The following is a 20,244-nucleotide window of genomic DNA, read 5'->3' as shown; positions in this document are numbered from 1 at the left end:
ACTCCATCTGATGTCAAGAACTCTGTTTATTGAATGTTTTTTCCTTTACTTTTTAAGAAACTGAGAAAATCCTTTTTACTTCTGTTTATGATTAGTTCCTCTGGCATATCTATTTGTTTTAACATTTCTATTGCACTTTCGAAGCCGCCGATGCGGTAAGCAAAATGGGAATCACTATTTAATATTATTTTTACTCCGTATTCCTTACATAAACTTGCTATTTTCGTACAATTCTTTTCGCTGCCTTTTCGTGAACTTACGAAGGAACTATTGTTTATTTCAATAAGTATACTTTTTTCTTTGGCCTTTTTAACTACTTCTTCTGCATGAATTGGAAACTTTGGATTACCAGTATGGCCTAAAATATGTACATTAGGGTTATCCATAACTTTTAATAGAGCGGAGGTATTTAGGTCTGGATTTTTATTTGCCTCCATTATAGGTTCGTGGATACTTGCTATGATTATATCCAATTTTTCCTGCAGATCTGTTGATAAGTCGAGATTTCCTTCATAATCTATAATATTTGCTTCACATCCATAAAGCATAGTTACACCAAAAAGTTTTCTTGGAAGTACCTTAAGATTTTCAAAATACCATTTATGAGGGGCACCAGGCATAGAAGGTCCATGTTCTGTTGACCCTAAAAGCTCTAGCCCTATTTCGCTAGCATATTTGGCATTTTCTAATAAAGTAGAGTAAGCATGGCCACTAACTATAGTGTGGGTATGTACGTCAAGAACGTATTTCATTTATATTAACTCCTTTCAAAATCAACAAATGTTGTTATATTAATTATATATTAGAATTTGCATTTTTGTCATTTAAAATCCAATAAAAGTTCAAAGTATTGGAAAAGCATGAATATATGATAAAATCCATAGTAAAGGTTTCAAAATAGGTGTATTATATATAGTATAAAATAACATAATTATATAATTTAGGTGAAGTTTCGTGTATTTATTTATAAAATTAATCCATTTTAATAGAGTTTTAGTTTATAGGAGGATTTGCAATAGTAAATGGTAAAAATTACAGAAAAAGAAAATGAGAAAAAGACAATAAAATTTAGAATTAATAAAAAGAAAATGATAAGGTCACTATGCATATTGATCTTATCAATTTATGTTTTACATGTATTCTTAGTACATTTTGTAGTTAATAGATATAATGAGCGTATATATCCAGGAGTTAAAGTAGAGGGCATAAATTTAAGTGGAAAAACTGAAAAAGAGGCTGTAGATACTTTAAAGCACAAATATGTAAATGAAGCATTGAAAAAAAATATATTGATTAAAGCTGGAAATAAAGTATATAAAATAAACTATTCGAAGCTGAATATGAATTATAACATAGAGGATACTGTAAAAGATGCTTTTAAATATGGTAAAAAAGGTAGTATTTATGATAAATATAAAATTATAAGAAGTGCAAAAGAAAAACAGTTTAGTTTAAAGTACAGTTATAATAAAAGTGAGGCTGAAGAAATTATATCAAAAATAGAGAATGATTTTGATAAAAAACCAATAGATGCCAAAATAACTAGAGATAAAAATGATAAATTTCAAGTTACTTCGGAAAAGCAGGGTCAAGAGATTGATAAGGACAAGCTTATTGAAGATATGGAAGCTGAAATTAATAGCAAAGATACTAAAGATGTAATGGTTAATGTTAAAATGAAAGAAATTCAGCCTGTAATGAAAAAATCAGATTTAAAAAAGATAGATACGAAAATATCTAGTTTTACAACTGATTTTTCATCATCCACAGATAGTAGAGCTAATAATATTAATGTGGCAGCAAAGAGTTTAGATGGAATTACAATAATGCCTAATCAAATCTTTAGTTTTAATAATATAGTAGGAGAAAGAACAGAAAAGAGAGGATATCAAGCTGCTGGAGTTATTGTAGGTGATAAGTTAGAATCTGGCTTCGGAGGAGGAGTATGTCAGGTGTCAAGTACTCTTCATAATGCTGTAGTAAGAGCAGGTATAGTACCTATAGAGAGGGATCATCATAATTTACCTGTTAGCTATGTTGAACTTGGAATGGATGCGACAGTAGACTATGGAAATATAGATTATAAATTTAAAAATACATTGAATTATCCAATATATATAGAATGCTTAGTAGAGGATGGAAATTTAACATTTAATATCTATTCTAATTCCAAATTAACTGAAAAAACCTATAACCTTGTAAATAGCGTTAAAACAACAAAGGAAGATAATAAAACAGTATTAACTGTAAAAGCTTACAAAGTTACTTATAAGGATGGAAAACAAATTTCTAAGCAAGAAATAAATACTGATAAATATAGACTCCCAAATTAGGAGTTCTATAGAGTTTCTAAGCGAAAAATCAACTTATACTCTGATACTTTTTACAACCTTCAGCTCATTAAATATTTTGATAAGGCTAAACAAAAAATTTAAAATGCAGTGCGATTGAAGTTAGAGGTGTTTTTTACAAATTTTTATTGATGACTTAAATATTATAACAAGTTATAATACTTATAAGTATATGTTTGTAATTTAATAGTAAAAGCATTAATAGATTTCATTTAAGCTAGAGGGGGGATTTTAAAATTATGAGCAAACTTGGGACCAAAATTCTCAGGTTAGTATGTGTAGTTGTTGGTGCTATTGTAGCAATATCTTTGATAAGTTGTACTGTTATACTTAAGAGGACGGAATCACAACTGAGGGATAAAGCAAAACAGTCTGTCACAGAATCAATTAGGATTATTGATAAGAATAAGATAGAAAAGATAATAAAGGATAAATCTAACAATTCTAAAGAATATGGTGAAGTATTAAATTCTATGATAGTATTCAAGGCAAAAAAAGATATCAAAAATTTTTATGTTTACATAAAAAAAGATAATAAAGCTGCACAATTTTTGATAGATGCTTCACCTGATCCAGCAGATTATTTGGAAAGCTACGAAATGCAGGGTGGAATGATCAGTGCTTTTGATGGTAGTATTGCTGTTGATAGTGAACCGTCATCAGATAAATGGGGAACTTATATGTCAGCTTATGCTCCAATAAAAAATTCATCTGGACAAGTTATAGCTGCTATTGGAGTGGATGAAGATGTGTCCACATTTGAAAATATTAAAAAATTGTTCTTTTATCTCTCCATCTTACAAGTTATAATTGCTGTCATTATATCTTTAGTTTCGGTATGGTTATTTTCAAAAAAATTAAAGTATAACATTGGCATAATTGAAAGTAAATTAGTAGATATGAGTGAGGGTAATCTGCAGGGAAATGTGGAATTGAAAACAAAGGATGAAATCGAACAAATAATGCATTCTTTAAATGATTTTAGATTAAAAGTTAGAAATATTTTAATAAATATAAAAGAACATGTGAGTAACGCCCATGGAAGTTCTGATGATTTATATAGTATATGTAAAGAAATGTCGCTGTCTGCAGAAAATGTTTCTTTAATCATCCATAAAGTGTCGGAAAATTCCGAAAAACAAGCCTACCATATTGTAAGCATGGAAGAGGTGTTTGATGAATTTGGAAAAAGAATAGAAAATGCTACTAAGATGATAAATGAATTTAGCGTTATGGGAAATAATATTAGCGAAAAGTCCAAGAAAAGCAGTACTGATGTGAATTTACTAATAAAATCAATAAATGATTTAAATGTTCAATTCAAATCTGTTGCAGAAAAGATTCAAGGATTAGGCGCTAATATTGATAAAATAAGTGACATCACAAATTTAATAAATGATATATCAGATCAGACTAATTTACTTGCATTAAACGCATCTATAGAAGCATCTAGAGCTGGGGAAGCTGGAAAGGGATTTAGTGTAGTGGCAGATGAAATTAGAATTCTTGCAGAACAGTCAAAAACTTCATCTGAAAGTATTAATGAACTTTTAAAAAATGTTTCTAATCAAAGTAATGCTGTTGTTGCTGATACTAAAAATGTAGATTGTCAATTTTCAAATCAAATTGGTATTGTAAACAACATTGCAAGTTCTTTTAGGGTAATAATTGATGATATAGAAAAATTGCTGCCAGGAATAAATCTAGTTAATAAATCTATGATTGAGGCTGACAATAACAAATCTATTATAATAAATAATTTAGAGACGTCATCTTCTTCAGCAAAAGAAATTTCTACATCTTCTAAAGATATAGCTGCCATAGCTGAGGAATTAAGTAGTTCTGCAGAAGAGGTTACTAATTCAGCTGAAAAGCTATTGCATATTGTCAATAATGTAATGGAAAATGTAAATAAGTTCAAAACAGAAGAATAAAACTTATAGAGTTTCTCAATTGAAATTAACTTTCAATCTAGAAACTCTATAAGTTTTTTATATTTTAGCAGTTGAGCCCAATTTCGTTGGCACTCCAAATTGCATTCATTATATTAGCAGATTGGTATGCATCTCCGATTAAGTATAAGTCAGCTATATTTCCATTTAGCTTGTTGTATAATTCTCTATCTGATTTAAACCCGACGGCAATTGTAACGGTATCTGCAGATACTTCTTGTTTTTTAAATTTATTATTAATAAGTACTGCACCTTTATCGGTTACTTCCAAGAGGGAATTATTTGTAATGGCTTTCACATTATACATATTTAAAAGATCTATGAGCATGATTTTGTTCATATGTGGAATTGGTTTACCTGAATTTAATAATGTATCTTTTGCTTCAACAATGGTGACATTTTTACCTTGTTTTGCAAGATAAAGTGCAGCTTCACAGCCTACAAGTCCGCCACCTACCATAAGTACGTCATTGCCAACTTTTTTATTGCCATTTAAAAGTTCCAAAGCTGTTATAACTTTATCTTTTTCTATACCAGGAACATTTATTTTAATTTCTTTTGCACCAGTTGCAATTATAACTACATCTGGTTTTTCTTCTTCTACAAGTTCTTCTGTTACTTTTGTATTGAAATTAACTTTAACTTCAAGCTCCTTTATTTCACTTTTATACCAATCAATTAGCCTTCTGTCATCTACTTTGAAATCAGGTACGGAACCTGGAATAATTACTCCGCCGAGTTTATCTGTACCTTCATAAATTGTAACATCATGCCCTCTCATTTTTATAATTCTAGCTGCTTCCATTCCAGCAACTCCGCCTCCTACAACCATAACTTTCTTTGGTGTAAGCGTAGGTTTTATTTCATAATACCTTTCTCTACCTACAGCTGGATTTACTGTACAGCTCAAAGGTTTTCCTTCAAATCCTCTTCCAAGACATCCAGTATGGCATCCAATACAAGGACGAATTCTTTCAGAATTATCTGAGAGAACTTTTTTTGGCCAGTATGGATCTGCTAGAAGTGGCCTTCCAAGTCCAATCATATCTGCTGCTTTATCATCAAGAGCTTTTTCTGCATCTTCTGGTATACCTAATTTTCCTGCAACTATAACTGGAATTTTTACAACTTTTTTTAGTTCTTTGGTATAAGGTAAATATAATCCGTTCTTTTGGTAAATAGGGGGATGTGACCAGTACCATGCATCATAAGTTCCTAAATCTGTATTGAGTTCATCATATCCTGCTGCTTCTAGAATTTTTGCTGCATCAAGGCCTTCTTTTAAGTCACGACCTTTTTCAAGGTAGTCTTCATCTGGGAGTCCTCCCTGCCTCCAATCTTTTATGCAGCTTTTTACACTATATCTTAAGCCTACTGGGAAGTCATCTCCTAATCTTGCTTTTATGCCCTGAACTATTTCTATAGGAAGCTGAAGTCGTCCTCTTAGATCTCCGCCGTATTTATCTGTTCTTCTATTGAATATGGAAAGTGTAAACTGGTCAAGCAAGTAGCCTTCATGTACAGCATGTATTTCAACACCATCAAAACCTGCTTTTTGAGCAATATCGGCACCTTCAATGAACTTTGAAACTATCCATTCTACTTCTGAAGTAGTAAGTGCTCGACAGGTAACAGTTGGGTCCCAATAATTTGGAATATCTGAAGCGGAGACAGGTTGGGATGTTAAAAGTGTCCCTGGAGCCCCGCTTCTTCCGAAGCCCATTGTTAGTTGTAAAAATATTTTTGCACCATAAGCATGAACTCTTTCTGTCATCTCTGAAGATGTCATTAGAAATCTTCCTGGGTTTGTTGAAATAACAGGAATAATACCTGGTACAACCTTATCTAATTCATTTTCAACTTTAGTGATACTTGTTATAATAAGGCCAGTACCGCCTTTGGCTCTTTCTACATAATAGTCAATAGCTCTTTGATTATAGCAACCTTCATTATCCACAAGTCCAAAAGCCCCCATAGGTGCCATTGATATTTTGTTTTTTACTTCCATCTTTCCTATTTTAATAGGTTGAAACAAAGATTTATTTTTCATAATAACTTACCTCCATATATTTATTTTCCCTAAATTATTCGACATAATCCATGTTGTTTTTCGCTAAAAATGAATTTGTCATAAAATGTGTTATAATTGTATTTATAAATCAAATTTAGGGGGCATTACATAATGGAAGAAGAAGAGATTAAAAAATTAAAGGAGTTGGTATGTAGTACAATTGAAAAAAATGCAGAAAAAATAATAAACTTTTCAAAATCTGTAGAAAAGGAACCAGAATTAGGATTCAAGGAACAGAAAACGTCAAAGAAGGTAAAAGGCATTTTTGACGAAATAGGTTTAAAATATCGAGATGGTCTTGCTTTAACTGGAGTAAAGGCAAAATTAAAAGATCAGTGTGAAGGTGTAAATATAGCTGTACTTGGAGAGTTAGATGCCGTTATATGTAGGGAAAATAAAAATTCAAATCCAGAAACTGGAGCAGCTCATACTTGTGGTCATCATCTTCAACTAGGAGCTTTAATTGGTGCTGCTGTAGGATTAAAGCTTTCTGGAATTTCAAACAAATTAGATGGAAATGTGACTTTTTTTGCAGTACCTTCAGAAGAATGCATTGAATTTGACTATAGAGAAAAACTTCGAAAGCAAGGCAAACTTCATTTTTTTGGAGGAAAGCAGCAGCTCATATATGAAGGTGAATTTGATGATGTAGATATAGCTATGATGATGCACTCTCTAAAAAATAGTCCTAAACCTACTGTTTCAATAGGTAAATCCAGCAATGGATTTGTTGCAAAGACAATACAATATATAGGAAAAGTAGCTCATGCTGCTGAAGCACCAGATGAAGGTGTAAATGCGCTAAATGCAGCAATGCTGGGACTAATGGGTGTAAATGCTCTTAGGGAAACTTTTAGAGATGAAGATTACATAAGATTTCATCCTATTATTACTAAAGGAGGAGACGTAGTAAACAGCGTACCTGATGATGTAAGAATTGAAAGCTATGTGCGTGCAAGAACTATAGATGCCATGGTAAAAACCAACAAAAAAGTTGATAGAGCTCTTAAAGCTGGGGGAGATGCAATAGGTGCAAAAACAGTTATTAAAACTATACCAGGTTATCTACCTCTTGAGTGCTGTGCTAAATTAAATGATATATATAAAGATAATTGTAAGGAATTTCTTCCTGAAGAAAGCATTTTAGATGGAGGACATTTTTTTGCTTCAACGGACATGGGAGATATATCTCAGCTAATACCAAGCATACACCCTTATGTAGGCGGTGTAAGTGGAAATTTACATTCAAAGGAATTTAATGTAGAGGATTATAGATCAGCTTGTATTCTGCCAGCTAAGTTATTTGCAATGACAGTAATAGATCTTTTAGTCAATGGTGCAGAAAAAGGTAAAGATATAGTAAAAAATTTCAAGCCTAAGTTTTCTAAAGAAGAATATCTAAAGGTAATGGATGAGTTTAATAATTAACATAAATTCATTTTAGCTAAAAAATTATTAGGGGGCAAAATAATGTTAAAAAAATATTTAAAAATTTTTATCCTAGCTCTTATATTAGTTGTAGTAACAGAGCTAATAGGTCAAAAGAAAATAAAACTAGGGCCAGGATATCTTGTGTTTCTACCAATGCTCTATGCATTAGTTATTGGAATAATTATAAGTTTACCTAAGTTAAAAATTATGTCGGAAGATGAAATGAAGCTGTCAAATGATATTATGGGAATTGTAGTAATATTGTTTGTCGCTAAAATAGGTGCTACAATGGGACCTTCTATTGTTATGTTGGTTAAATCAGGATGGGCACTTTGTTTCCAGGAACTCGGTCACTTTTTAGGTACAGTAATTTTAGGACTTCCAATTGCTCTTTTACTTGGTCTTAAACGTGAAGCAGTAGGAGCTACTTTCTCTATTGATCGTGAACCTAATATTGCAATTATTGCAGAAAAGTATGGTATGGATTCTCCAGAAGGACGTGGAGTAATGGGAATTTATATCTGTGGAACTTTATTTGGTGCAATTTATATAGGACTTCTTGCTGGATATATTGGATCAGTAAAAATATTTAATCCATTGGCACTAGCCATGGGATCAGGAGTAGGATCTGGAAGTATGATGGCTGCAGCTTCAGGAGCTATTACTGCTGTTTTCCCTGCAAAGGCTAAGGAAATAGCTAGTTTTGCAGCAGCATCTAATTTAATAACAACCATAGTGGGAATATATTTTACGCTATTTGTTTCTTTACCAGTTGCCAATAAATTATATGGTTGGTTAGAACCTAAAATCGGAAGAAATAGGAAAAAGAGAGGGGAAATCTAGCATGAAAAGACTTATTCAGGAGGCATTTATTTTATTTTGGGTTGGAATAATTGCTTTAGTAGGAAATACTATAAAAAATAAAGTTCCTTTAAAGATAGGAATTATTGGCATGGCTATATTATTAGCTATTACTTTATTAGGTATTATAATTAAAAAAATTGTGCCTGCTAATATTCCTACAGTGTTTTGGGTATCTATAGTAGCCGTTTTGGTTACAAGCCCTCTTAATCCTTATGGTGCTTTTTTGGACAAACAGTATTTAGAAAAAATAGATATGATTGCTCTTACTACTCCAGTTTTAGCTTTTGCCGGTTTGTCATTAGGCAAGGATTTAAAACTTTTTAAATCCTTAAGTTGGAAGATAATTATTGTAGCATTAACTGTTTACACAGGCACTTTTGTTTTTGCTACCATGATTGCACAAATTGTTTTAAAAGCTACAGGCCAGATATAGATTTTTGTGGTTAAAATACTTATAATTATTTTATAAGTATTTTAATCTACACCATATATCAAGGTGTATAAAGTTACTTTTTACTTAGAAAATTCAACTCTTGCAGTTTAAAAACTTTGCGAAGCAATTTTTCATTATTAATTCTTAACTTGCGAAGCTTTGCTTCGCAAGCTTTTTATATTAAGTGAAAATTTTATATGTGCGAAAGTTGAGTTTATAGGTATTTTAATTTATACATAATCCTATATTGATGTGTATAAAATTATTTTACACTTAGAAAATTTATAATTATGAGGAGAGTTAGCATGAAAATTGTTGTATTGGATGGATATACGTTAAATCCCGGAGATATAAGCTGGGAACCCCTTGAAAAGCTTGGAGATTTGAATGTCTATGATCGTACTTCCCATGATAACGGTAATAATGATTTAATATTGGAGAGAATAAAAGATGCAGAAATTGTTTTTACCAATGATATAACATTATCTAGAGGTATATTGGAAAAGTCACCTAAATTACGATATATTGGAATATTAGCTACAGGGTACAATATGGTGGATGTAAATGCAGCTAAGGAATTAGGAATTACTGTAACAAATATTCCGACATATGGGACAAGTTCCGTAAGCCAAATGGCAGTAGCACTGCTTCTTGAACTGTGTCACCATGTATGGGCTCATAGTGAGGCAGTAAAAAACGGAGAATGGGCAAGCAATGGAGATTGGTGTTTTTGGAAATATCCCCTTATTGAGTTAGCTAATAAAACTGCAGGAATTATAGGTTATGGTAGAATTGGACAATCAACAGGAAAAATACTACAGGCATTTGGCATGAAAGTACTTGCTTATGATAAACATGAGAATAAAAACTTAGAAAGTAATAGTATGAAATACGTAAAATTAAATGAATTATTTCAAGAATCAGATGTTATTTTCTTACACTGTCCACTATTTGATAGTAATAGAGGTATCATTAATAAAGACTCCATAAGTAAAATGAAAGATGGAGTAATTATAATAAATAATGCTAGAGGACCTTTAATTGTAGAGAAAGATTTAGCAGAGGCGTTAAATAGTGGGAAAATTTCTGGAGCCGCTTTAGATGTAGTATCTACAGAGCCTATAGAGGAAAGCAATCCCCTGATGAAGGCAAAAAATTGTATAATTACCCCACATATTTCTTGGGCACCTAAAGAATCAAGACAGAGACTTATGGAAATTGCAGCAGAGAATCTAGAAAGATTTTTGGAAGGATCTCCTGTAAATGTTGTAAGTAGGTAATATGTGTTTTTGAATTAGAAGATCTTTGAAGTGATTCTGCTTAAAATTTAAATTTGTACATAAAATACATTTAAAAATTGAGAGTGGAAAGTTGATAGTTAGGGATGACTTTCTTCGATAATACTACGGAAAGTTTAAATATAGCGCTATTTAAGCAAAGCTTCAATAGGCTTTAAGTTTACTATCCACTTTCAACTATCCACTCTTAATTTACGCTTAAGATATTAAAATTTGTTATTATATGATTTGGCATAAGCCAACTTTCAATTTAGAAACACTTTTTAGCATTCATATTATCTTGTACATGTACAAGGGCTTCACCAAAGCGTTGAAAGTGAACAATTTCTCTTGCCCATAAAAATTTAAGCACATCTATTACATCTGGATCATCTGTTAGAGTTATAAGATGTTCATAAGTTGTTCTAGCTTTTTGCTCAGCTGCCATATCTTCATGTAAATCTGTTATAGGATCTGCTGTAGCTTGGATGTAAGCAGATGTCCATGGAACGCCATTAGCATCTTGAGGAAAAGTAGCCCTTCCATGTTGGGTATAGTGGGAGGCTAATCCTGCTTCTTTAAGTTCATCTATGGTATCATCTTTTAGCAGTTGATATATCATGGTAGCTATAATTTCAACATGTGCTAACTCTTCAGTTCCTATATCAGTAAGTAATCCTTTAGTTCTACCGCTGGGCATAGTATAACGTTGATTTAAATATCTGATAGCAGCACTTAATTCTCCATCTGGACCTCCGTATTGAGCAGTAAGATATTTAGCCATTTGAATATCCTTTGTTTTAATTTTTACAGGATACTCTAATTTTTTTTCATAAATCCACATATGCCAATCCTCCTATTCTCCACATTCCCAAGGCCAGGGTTCGTTTATCCAAGTCCATGGAAACTGGCTCTCGGAATATCCAAAGTTAGTTAAAATACCAAATCTGTCTTCATAGTTCCTTTTTAAACGGATGAGTTGATTTGTGAACATATTGTAATCAGACAGAGCTTTCTTGTTATCAGGAAAATTATCTAGATACAAATTTAAATCTACTGTGGCAAATTCAAGCTGGCGAATTTCATCTAGTAGTTTTTTACGATCATTCATATTAGTACCTCCTCGTATAATAGGTTTACAACTAGTTAAATGACTACTATTTAATCTTCGTTTTCAGGGAAAGGCATAACTAAATTTGGAAATATGGTACCTTTTTTTAATGCCATATTTAAAGGAAGCAGTCCAATATAAGGCTGCATAGGAACGTAAGCCCTTGCTAATTTTTTACCTGAATTATGAGGAAAGCCAGCAGATGGCATTGATCTTGAGTTCACATGTGGAACAAATTTTGAATACACTATTTTCACCTCTTAAGTCTCTTTACAATGATAATATATTCAATACTTATAAATTGTGTTAATATAAATTGCTTTGTAAAATTTATAATAAAGGTTTTAAATGCTGATGTTTAATGGTATAATCATCTTGTTAATAGTATTAAAATATAGTGACTGGAATTGAATAATCACATATTTGGTAAACAAGTTTGTGTAAGCTTCTGTAGTATTTTTACTATATAATTTGTGTACCCTCCAATTATATATTTTTGTATTTTATAGGAGTTTGCATAAACCTTCCTATTTATTTAGACGGTTGAAATATTTTTTTTGCTTCAAATGAAATTATATTTTTTTGTTTGAAGCATTTTTGTATAAATTCACTTCTAATTATACAAAATAATTTTGGAGGTGTTTTTATGGCAATAACTTTAAGCAATAAAGAAAGAATGCTTTTAGAAGATGAAAAAAGTCATGAATCCATGTGTATACAAAAATATACAAACTATGCTAATCAAACAAATGATTCACAGTTGAAACAGCTATTTATAAATAATGCATCAGTTGAGCAAGAGCATTTAAATTCTATTAACTGTATTTTGGGCGGTGAGGTACCTAATTTAAACAGTAATCAAGGTACAAGCAAAATGAATACATCAGGTATAGCTAGCCCGTCTATGTCACCTGTAGGTATGTGTGAAGTACGTGACGAGGATATGTGTAAGGATATGCTTATGGCAGAAAAATATATTTCAGGAGTTTATAATGCAGCCATATTTGAATTTAGAGATACGAATGTCCGAAATGTATTAAACCATATACAAAAAGAAGAACAGCAGCATGGGGAATCCATTTATAAATATATGGAAAGCAAAGGTATGTATAAAGTTCAGTAAGAGTACGTTCACTTGGCTTTAATGAAGTTGTTCACTAATTAGTTTATATACAAATAAAGCTGGAAGTTAATTAAAGTTTAAATTTTCATTAATTTCCGGCTATATAAAGCTTATAAGGAAGGTATAGAGAAATTTTATTGAGTATAGAACTAACAATTGTAAACAATTTCATGTATAATTGAGTTATGCAGTACAGCGTAATAGATATAAAAATTAATTATAGTGACTTAGGGGGATTGATTGTATGAAAGATAGCTATGGAAGAAGTATAAACTATCTTAGGATTTCACTTACAGATAGGTGCAATTTAAGATGTATCTATTGTATGCCAAAGGAAGGAATAGTAAAAAGACCTTATGGTGATCTGTTAAGATTTGAAGATATATTAAAAATTATTAAAGCAGCAGCAACTCTTGGAATAAATAAAATAAGATATACTGGTGGAGAACCTCTTATAATGAAGGATATAGAGTATTTAATAAGGGAAACTGCTAACATAAAAGGAATTACGGATGTGGCAATTACTACCAACGGCATACTGCTCTGTGATATGGCAGATAAATTAAAAGAAGCAGGATTAAAAAGGGTAAACATAAGTTTAGATACCCTAAAAGCAGATAAGTATAAATTTATAACCAGGTGTGGAAACTTGGACGCAGTATTAAAATCTATTGATAAATGTTTAAGTATAGGATTGACTCCTGTTAAAATAAATACAGTTTTATTAAAGGGTTTTAATGATACTGAAATTATGGATTTTGTAGAGTTTACGAAGAATTTACCAGTAGATATTAGATTTATTGAACTTATGCCTATAGGAGAAGGAAAAAAATTATACGAGAATGATAATCTTTCTTCAGAAGTTGTTTTAAAGGAAATTCAGGATAATTTTGATGTAATTTCCCAGCCTACTTCTAAAAGTAGTACTGTTTCCCTATATAAGGTGAGAGGATATAAGGGAAACATAGGCTTTATAAGTCCAATGAGCTGTAAATTTTGTAAAGATTGCAATAGACTAAGACTTACGTCTATAGGAGATTTAAAACCATGTCTTCACTCGGACAAAGTTATAAATTTAAAACACTGCTTAAATGACGAAAAACTCCTTTTAGAAGAATTAAAACGAGGAATACTAGGAAAACCCGAGGAGCACAATATGAGTTCTAAACACAAAAGTGAAAGTGAGAAGATGATGTATCAAATAGGTGGTTGATTACTGTAAGTTTATACCCATGGCTGTGAATATTTTTAGTTGGGCTAATTTTTCTTGGGACAGGCTGTCTATCTGGTAGGATCTTGAATAACCTGTTTTAGCCCAAATTACAAAATGTTCACAGTTATTTTGTAATAAATTGTAACTTCTTTCACCTTCTCGCATATCTGCTCTTTTAACGGTTTCTTTTGAATCAAATTGTGAACCACCTTTTATGTTTAAAATAAAATAATGTCCTTTTCTAAAATAAGGGGACATGTCTGTTTCCTTTATCTTGGCATCTTTAGAATTACCCGTAGTACTACAGTAATGAATAACTTTATTATTACCTACATATATTCCATAATGTGTATATTGATAGCCCATAAAGGTATCTTCAGTGCCTATTATATCTCCATATTGAGGCTCTTTATGTACCTTGGACAGGGTAATATCATTTCCACTCTTCACCTGAAAATATAACTTCTTTTCTTCCGTCATTTTATAATTTTTAAAATGTAAGTTAGGAGATAAGGTAACGCAAATTTTATCATCATCGTAAAAACCATCTATAGGTGGATTTATAAAGAGAGTTTTGCCATCCACAGATGGAAAAACATAGGTATCCATAGTTTCATTGTCTTTACTTTTTACAGAAATATTTTTTATAGAAGTATCATCCCATATAATTTTATCTTTTAAAGGTATTTGAATTTCGCTGTATTTATAAATAGTTGTAGTTCTATTATTTAAAGTATAAATTTTATAGCCTAAAAAACTAACTGCAATTATTATAAATATAGATATTAATTTTATACAAAAATGATTTCTCATTTAAACCATCCCTTATACAGTTTCTAAATTAGTTCTATTTGTCAGATACAAATAGTTTTATTATAGTGTATTCAGCTACTTTTTCACACTTAGCATTTTCTTTATTAGTAGTTATTATTTCCGTAGATTTGCTGTCGAAACTTTGGAGATCTTACTTAAATGGTTCCCCCACATTTACAATATATGATTTAACATCTTTATCGGTTACTTCTTTTATATATTGATTTTTATTATAAGGAAAAATAGGAGATAAATTGTCAGTTTCTATAATTTTATCTACGCCCCCTACCTCTTTAGGTGATAATGTCCATATTAAAAGAGGAAGTAGAAGTGATACGATTATTACCACTAAGCACATTATCATTATATTTTCAGTCGCTTTTTTTGCAAAGTAGTGTAATATAAGTTCATCACTATAATTTTTATTTTTTATTTTTTACTTTGTCTTTGGAATAAGGTTACACCAAGTAACATGGCTAAAATTCCTGATAAATATAAGAAAAAAAGCATAATTAATTTCTCCTAACGTAAGTCACATATAGATTTTAACAAAAAAAATAATAAAAATATATATAAATTTGTTAAACTTTTAAGTATTATAGATATATAGTAGATAATAATGGATATTTTAAGTTTAGTCTGGGGGAATCCTTATTTTGATTATTTTGAAAGTAATGGGATCTATAATTTTAATCCTTATAATTCTTTTAATATTTTTATTGATAAGTAATGTAACATATAGGGGAAAGTCTACTTTTGAAGAAAATAATATAATATATAATTTTGAAATTGGTTTATTTTTTAATATTATTTCTATAATATTAAAAGGGAGTAATAGTGATAGCCATTTATCTGTAAGAATATTGTGTTTTACTAAAAAGTCAAATATAAATTCTAAAAAAGACAAGATACAGGATGAATCAACTTATAAATTTTCTCATATCATACAAGGTGTTAAAAAACTTTATGAGTATAAAGATTCTATAATAAAGATTATTTCTATAATCAAGCCTAAGTATGTTAAGATAGAAGGTAATTATGGATTTGATGATCCTAGTATGACAGGTATGTTGTGTGGAGTTTTTAATGTAATTTATTCATTTTTACCTAAAAATTCTATAAGAGTAATTCCAGATTTTTTTAATGAAGTTTTTAATTTGCATTTAGAAGTTAGTGGAAAATGTAGAATAATATTGATTGTAATTACACTATTTAAAGTATTTCACATATCATGTATAAAAAAAGAAATAAGCTATTAAAAATGGAGGTATTTATATGGATATTAAAGAAAATACAGAAGTTTTATTTTCCAAATTGGAAAACTTTTTTAAAACAGAGACTGTTGTAGGTAAACCAATACAGGTAGGAGATATAACTCTTGTACCATTTATAACAGTTACCTTTGGATGTGGAACCGGTGGTGGAGAGGGAACAGATCCGAAAAATAAGCAGGAAGGTGGAGGCTCAGGTATTGGTGCAGGAGCTAAAATAACTCCAAATGCAGTACTTGTAATAAAAGAAGATACAATTCAAATGCTGCCTATAGGTGATAAGAATAACCTTAGCAAACTTATGGAATTAGTACCCAATATAGTTAGCAAGTTGAAAAAGAAAAATGAAAAAAAAGAAAACATATAAAAAACACCTAAGAGGAGATACTCATGTACAAGTTAGTGGCAGCAGATTATATAACTAAAAGTAATGTGAAAGATGGGGCAGCCCATGCTCTAGAAAAATTCATATTAAATGCTTAAATAGAGTGTGATAGTATTAAAGTAGTTAGTCATTAGATAAAATAAAGAAATGTAGATAGGTATCAAGTTTTTATCTACATTTCTTTATTTATTCATTTGAAAGACCACTTTTACTAAACTTCTTAAAAAATTTTTCTACCATATTTTTAAATACTTTTTTCCATATGAGTCCTGTAATTAAAAATATAAAGAAATATATAACTAGTGTTAAAGCATCTTTTAGTAATAAGCTAGAAATAATACCACCTACAGTTTCTCTCATGGCTGCTACAGCATGGGTGAAGGGTAGAAGAGGATTTATTATTTGAAAAAATTTAGGAGTCACCTGTATTGGAAAAGTACCACCAGATGCTGAAATTTGCAGTACCAGGAGTATCATTACAAGAGCTTTTCCTACATTTCCAAGTACAGATACAAGAGTATAGATTATCATGGTAAATATAATACTTATAAATATTGCAAAAAGTACAAACATACATTTGTTTGCTACGTAAGTTTTCAATATAAATAAATCTCCTAGAGTCACTATTAAAGCTTGAAAAATTGATATAGTTGCAAAAGTAAGATATCTTCCAAGAAAGATTTGGTTGAGTTTTATATTTTTAATTTTTGTGTTTTTAACTTCTGTAGAAAGCATTGAAACAAGAATAAGGTCTCCTACCCATAGTGATAAAGTGGTGAAGAAAGGTGACATAGCTGAACCATAGTTAGGTATAGAAAAAATTTTATTCATTTTTATATTAACAGGATTTGCTATGAAATCTCCTTCCTTTTTTGCGTTTAGACCAAGTATTTTTATGAGTTCATTCAATTTGGCATCCTCATTTAGACTTCTCAGTTTTGAAGCAATGTTATGAATTGTGTTTTCCACTCCAGGGAGTACTTTTTTTATTTTATCTATATCTTCTAATGCTATTTTTGTATCACTAAATGCATTTTTCAATATGTTTTGTGCTGTTGGAAGGTCACCTTTAGCATCTTTTAGTATTTTCAAAGTATTATTTGCCACCTGAATAGAAGATTTCATTATGTTGTCTATGGTAGGAGCTAAAGATGTATCGTAGTTATTTATAATGTTATCCAAAAAAACTGTGATGGAAGCAGCACCTTGTTTTAAATTGCCGAGAGCATCTAGTGAAATTTGTTCTCCGTTGTCTATAGCAGTTATTAGCAAATTTATGTTTTCAATACGACTTTGCATCATATTTTTTATATTGTTTAGTGTTGATATAAAATTTGATAATACCGTATTATCTTGTTTATTTAAAGAATTTAAAATGTCTATTATATTGTTAATTCTTGAAATGCTTGATGTATAATGATCTCGCACAGTTGCTAGTATTGTTTTAGCTGACTTAGGATCTGTATTTATGAGGGTTATGGTTTCATCAATAAGCCCTTCTAAAGTTTTGTTAAGATCCCTTATGGATGTAAGTTCAGATTTAATAAAAGGAGATAGATTAGTCATTGAATCTCTTGCTTTTGTAAGAAAAACTTCTCCACTTGATACCACATTTAAAGCTGTATTTATAGTATTTTGAATTAGAGGAAGTTCATTTTGAATTTTACTGATAAAATCATTTAAATTAGAAGCCTGGTTATAAACATTTTCTATATTTTGATTTATTTCAGGTATTTTACTATCGATGTCAAATATTATATTTATAAACTCTTGTAGTATAGGTTTACTGTTTGTAAGGTCTATTCCTAGCCTATTAAATACGCTAAATATTGATTCATCTACTGTTTGTACAAAGGTTGTAGTTATCTGCTGCTGTATTTTTGTAACTCCTGCTTCAGTTATTTTTGGAGCCACTGCGTTTAATTTTTCATTAACTGAATAAATCAAATCTGCTTTTTGTGGATTTGATTTTAAAAGAGAACTTATTTTAAGGGAAAAATCTTCTGGTATTGTAATACTAGCGTAGTAACTGCCATATTTTACTCCACTAGCTGCATCATTTTCATTTGTAAAATTCCATCCCATACTTTTATTTTTCTTTAAATTTTCTACTAAGCTATTACCTATATTTACATTACTGCCATTAAATTTTACGCCTTTGTCCTTATTTACTATTGCTACAGATATTCCACTGGTGTTTTCATAAGGATTCCATAATGATTTTATATTAAACCAGGCGTAAAGTGCAGGAAGTATCATAAGTGCTATTACTACTACTAGGGCCACCCAATTTGTAATTATATTTATTATATCTGTTACGTATATATTTATTATATTTTTCATAAGTTTATCTCCTAGTTTAAATTCCATCTATGAGTATTAACCGTGATGGTGAGTTCAACTAAGATTATTATGTGCTGATATGAAAAATAATATATAGTATATATTTTATGTATAAGGTAAAATTTCAATTAGAATATCTCATATAATATCATTCATAAAAATGAACGTATATGTAGAAATATTTTTACAATGATGAAGCTCTTTTTAGTACTTTGCATATAAGTCTTAGAAAAAAATTTAAGGAGCTGAAGATTGTAAAAATATTTGGAGTATACGTTCATTTTTCGTTTAGAAACTCTATGATGTTTAAAGATTTAGCCTACTTTTCCCATGAGAATACTGCATAAAAGTATTACAAGTACCAAGGAAGTAATTTTTACATATAGGTAGTCCCCTTCTTTAAAAAATACTAATATGGATACCGCTACTCTTAGTACAGGTATTGCCATTAAGATCAAAAGACCGAACAGCATGATTGCATAAGGCTTAAAATATTTACAACCTTTTAATATTTCAATAGGTTTAGTTGGATAATAATTTCCAGCATAGCCACTGTGGCCAGATATTAAAAACATTAAAAGCCCTGTTAATATTACAATTGAACTTAATATGACACCTATCCTTAAAAACGTACTTATTATAAGTTCTAGTTCTTCTGCACTTTTTTCATTCTTTTCAATAGTACTATTTTGCTGTGGCATTAGTTACCTACCCCCAAATCCTTTCAAAACCATTTCTACAGATATATAAATAAGAAAAGGTACAAATATCTTTCTTATGGTTTTGCTTTTCATATTTTGCATAATTCGAGTGCCCATAGTTGCTCCTGCTAGTACACCTAGAGCAACAGGAGCAGAAATTTTAGGATCTATATTGCCTCTTAAAAGGTAAACACCTGCACTGGCAGCAGCTGTAACGCCCATCATAAAATTACTGGTGGCACTTGATACTTTTAAAGGCAATTTCATAAATAAATCCATAGCCATGACCTTAAAACTACCACTTCCAATTCCAAGAAGACCAGAAATGATACCGGCACCATACATTACTCCAAATCCGCTGGGTACATTAGCTACGTTGTAGCATACGGTTTCGCCTACAATTTTGTCATAGTACTCACCATTTAGTTTAAGTTTTTTTGCAAGAGGGTGAGTTTGTACACCCTGAGGCAGTTCACTTTTGCCTTTTTTCGCCATAGCTAGTGCGGAGTATAGGAGCAGCAATCCGAATAAAAAGTAAAGATACTTTGGATTTATAATTCCTCCAAGAAAGGCACCAGTTACAGCACCTATAGTTGTGGCTATTTCAAGAAACATACCAACTCTTAAATTTGTTATTTTATCCTTTATATAAGCTGCAGCGGCTCCACTTGAAGTGGCAATAACAGATATTAAGCTAGCACCTATAGCGTATTTTATATCTATTCCAAATAAAAGAGTAAGTGCTGGAGTAATTACTGTTCCACCTCCGAGACCCAGTATAGATCCTGCTATGCCTGCAATAACGGATACACTGAGAATTTCTAATGTTAATATTGACAAAATGTCATTCCTCCTATGTTGAATAAATTTTTGTTTTCAAGTATTATTATAGCAAGGAAACTTAT

At 30.6% G+C, this 20,244-nt stretch carries 20 protein-coding genes; 10 read left to right on the top strand and 10 right to left on the bottom strand.

Translation table 11 applies throughout. The annotated features are described in order from the left end of the window. Positions 1-26: 26 nt before the first annotated feature. Positions 27-752, bottom strand: coding sequence for a phosphatase (locus tag CLCOS_RS12400; protein WP_063600069.1), 726 nt, complete (start codon positions 750-752; stop codon positions 27-29). A gap of 270 nt (positions 753-1,022) precedes the next feature. Here CLCOS_RS12400 and CLCOS_RS12395 point away from each other — a divergent pair, with 270 nt between their 5' ends. Together CLCOS_RS12395 and CLCOS_RS12390 are read left to right on the top strand one after the other, a co-directional pair. Next, positions 1,023-2,333, top strand: coding sequence for a VanW family protein (locus CLCOS_RS12395; protein WP_063600070.1), 1,311 nt, complete (start codon positions 1,023-1,025; stop codon positions 2,331-2,333). A 257-nt stretch (positions 2,334-2,590) separates the two neighbouring features. After that, the gene (locus CLCOS_RS12390) at positions 2,591-4,285 is read left to right on the top strand and encodes a methyl-accepting chemotaxis protein (RefSeq protein ID WP_063600071.1); all 1,695 of its coding nucleotides are present in this window, start codon (positions 2,591-2,593) and stop codon (positions 4,283-4,285) included. Positions 4,286-4,349: 64 nt separating this feature from the next. Here CLCOS_RS12390 and CLCOS_RS12385 read toward each other — a convergent pair whose 3' ends face one another. Beyond that, positions 4,350-6,353: an FAD-dependent oxidoreductase gene (locus CLCOS_RS12385; protein WP_063600072.1), complete on the bottom strand. Its 2,004-nt coding sequence runs from the start codon at positions 6,351-6,353 to the stop codon at positions 4,350-4,352. Between the two features lie 132 nt (positions 6,354-6,485). Here CLCOS_RS12385 and CLCOS_RS12380 point away from each other — a divergent pair, with 132 nt between their 5' ends. From CLCOS_RS12380 to CLCOS_RS12365, 4 genes are all read left to right on the top strand, one after another. Next, positions 6,486-7,802 carry a M20/M25/M40 family metallo-hydrolase gene (locus CLCOS_RS12380; protein ID WP_063600073.1) on the top strand — a complete coding sequence of 439 codons (1,317 nt, stop codon included), beginning with the start codon at positions 6,486-6,488 and terminating at the stop codon, positions 7,800-7,802. A gap of 42 nt (positions 7,803-7,844) precedes the next feature. Further along, positions 7,845-8,648, top strand: a complete 804-nt coding sequence (locus CLCOS_RS12375) for a DUF3100 domain-containing protein (RefSeq protein WP_063600074.1) — start codon at positions 7,845-7,847, stop codon at positions 8,646-8,648. A 1-nt stretch (position 8,649) separates the two neighbouring features. Continuing rightward, positions 8,650-9,102 carry a hypothetical protein gene (locus CLCOS_RS12370; protein ID WP_013239973.1) on the top strand — a complete coding sequence of 151 codons (453 nt, stop codon included), beginning with the start codon at positions 8,650-8,652 and terminating at the stop codon, positions 9,100-9,102. A 305-nt stretch (positions 9,103-9,407) separates the two neighbouring features. After that, complete coding sequence (locus tag CLCOS_RS12365) at positions 9,408-10,382, top strand: D-2-hydroxyacid dehydrogenase (RefSeq protein WP_013239972.1); 975 nt, start codon at positions 9,408-9,410, stop codon at positions 10,380-10,382. A 268-nt stretch (positions 10,383-10,650) separates the two neighbouring features. Here CLCOS_RS12365 and CLCOS_RS12360 read toward each other — a convergent pair whose 3' ends face one another. The 3 genes from CLCOS_RS12360 to CLCOS_RS12350 are packed head-to-tail and all read right to left on the bottom strand — an operon-like array spanning position 10,651 to position 11,738. Next, positions 10,651-11,223: a manganese catalase family protein gene (locus tag CLCOS_RS12360; RefSeq protein ID WP_063600075.1), complete on the bottom strand. Its 573-nt coding sequence runs from the start codon at positions 11,221-11,223 to the stop codon at positions 10,651-10,653. 12 nt (positions 11,224-11,235) lie between these two features. Continuing rightward, positions 11,236-11,490 (bottom strand): spore coat protein CotJB, encoded by a 255-nt coding sequence (locus CLCOS_RS12355; RefSeq protein ID WP_013239970.1) that lies wholly within the window; start codon positions 11,488-11,490, stop codon positions 11,236-11,238. 50 nt (positions 11,491-11,540) lie between these two features. Further along, entirely contained in the window at positions 11,541-11,738 is a 198-nt protein-coding gene (locus tag CLCOS_RS12350; RefSeq protein ID WP_013239969.1) for a spore coat associated protein CotJA, read from the bottom strand. A gap of 398 nt (positions 11,739-12,136) precedes the next feature. Between CLCOS_RS12350 and CLCOS_RS12345 the strand changes: the two genes are divergently transcribed. Both CLCOS_RS12345 and moaA read left to right on the top strand, forming a co-directional pair. After that, positions 12,137-12,613 (top strand): spore coat protein, encoded by a 477-nt coding sequence (locus CLCOS_RS12345; RefSeq protein ID WP_063600076.1) that lies wholly within the window; start codon positions 12,137-12,139, stop codon positions 12,611-12,613. Between the two features lie 244 nt (positions 12,614-12,857). Further along, the gene (gene moaA, locus CLCOS_RS12340) at positions 12,858-13,826 is read left to right on the top strand and encodes a GTP 3',8-cyclase MoaA (RefSeq protein ID WP_013239967.1); all 969 of its coding nucleotides are present in this window, start codon (positions 12,858-12,860) and stop codon (positions 13,824-13,826) included. Here moaA and CLCOS_RS12335 read toward each other — a convergent pair whose 3' ends face one another. Both CLCOS_RS12335 and CLCOS_RS22485 read right to left on the bottom strand, forming a co-directional pair. Further along, positions 13,827-14,639: a lecithin retinol acyltransferase family protein gene (locus CLCOS_RS12335; protein WP_063600077.1), complete on the bottom strand. Its 813-nt coding sequence runs from the start codon at positions 14,637-14,639 to the stop codon at positions 13,827-13,829. It lies immediately after the preceding gene. Positions 14,640-14,790: 151 nt separating this feature from the next. Next, the gene (locus CLCOS_RS22485) at positions 14,791-14,988 is read right to left on the bottom strand and encodes a hypothetical protein (RefSeq protein ID WP_206599424.1); all 198 of its coding nucleotides are present in this window, start codon (positions 14,986-14,988) and stop codon (positions 14,791-14,793) included. Positions 14,989-15,295: 307 nt separating this feature from the next. Between CLCOS_RS22485 and CLCOS_RS12325 the strand changes: the two genes are divergently transcribed. Together CLCOS_RS12325 and CLCOS_RS12320 are read left to right on the top strand one after the other, a co-directional pair. Further along, positions 15,296-15,898 (top strand): DUF2953 domain-containing protein, encoded by a 603-nt coding sequence (locus CLCOS_RS12325; protein WP_013239964.1) that lies wholly within the window; start codon positions 15,296-15,298, stop codon positions 15,896-15,898. A gap of 16 nt (positions 15,899-15,914) precedes the next feature. After that, positions 15,915-16,277 carry a GerW family sporulation protein gene (locus CLCOS_RS12320; protein WP_013239963.1) on the top strand — a complete coding sequence of 121 codons (363 nt, stop codon included), beginning with the start codon at positions 15,915-15,917 and terminating at the stop codon, positions 16,275-16,277. Between the two features lie 204 nt (positions 16,278-16,481). Here the strand turns inward: CLCOS_RS12320 and CLCOS_RS12315 are convergent, their stop codons facing one another. The 3 genes from CLCOS_RS12315 to CLCOS_RS12305 all read right to left on the bottom strand — a co-directional run bounded on the left by CLCOS_RS12315 (position 16,482) and on the right by CLCOS_RS12305 (position 20,179). Next, a complete protein-coding gene (locus tag CLCOS_RS12315; protein WP_063600079.1) occupies positions 16,482-18,638 on the bottom strand; it encodes a YhgE/Pip domain-containing protein in 2,157 nt (718 codons plus the stop codon). Positions 18,639-18,952: 314 nt separating this feature from the next. Next, on the bottom strand, positions 18,953-19,339 hold the full coding sequence (locus CLCOS_RS12310) for a DUF1634 domain-containing protein (RefSeq protein WP_013239961.1): 387 nt from the start codon (positions 19,337-19,339) through the stop codon (positions 18,953-18,955). Between the two features lie 3 nt (positions 19,340-19,342). Further along, a complete protein-coding gene (locus CLCOS_RS12305; protein WP_013239960.1) occupies positions 19,343-20,179 on the bottom strand; it encodes a sulfite exporter TauE/SafE family protein in 837 nt (278 codons plus the stop codon). Between the last annotated feature and the right edge of the window lie 65 nt (positions 20,180-20,244).

The organism is Clostridium coskatii, from assembly GCF_001675205.1.
In the GTDB taxonomy this organism is placed as follows: domain Bacteria; phylum Bacillota; class Clostridia; order Clostridiales; family Clostridiaceae; genus Clostridium_B; species Clostridium_B ljungdahlii.
This window is presented reverse-complemented; position numbering and strand designations above follow the sequence as displayed.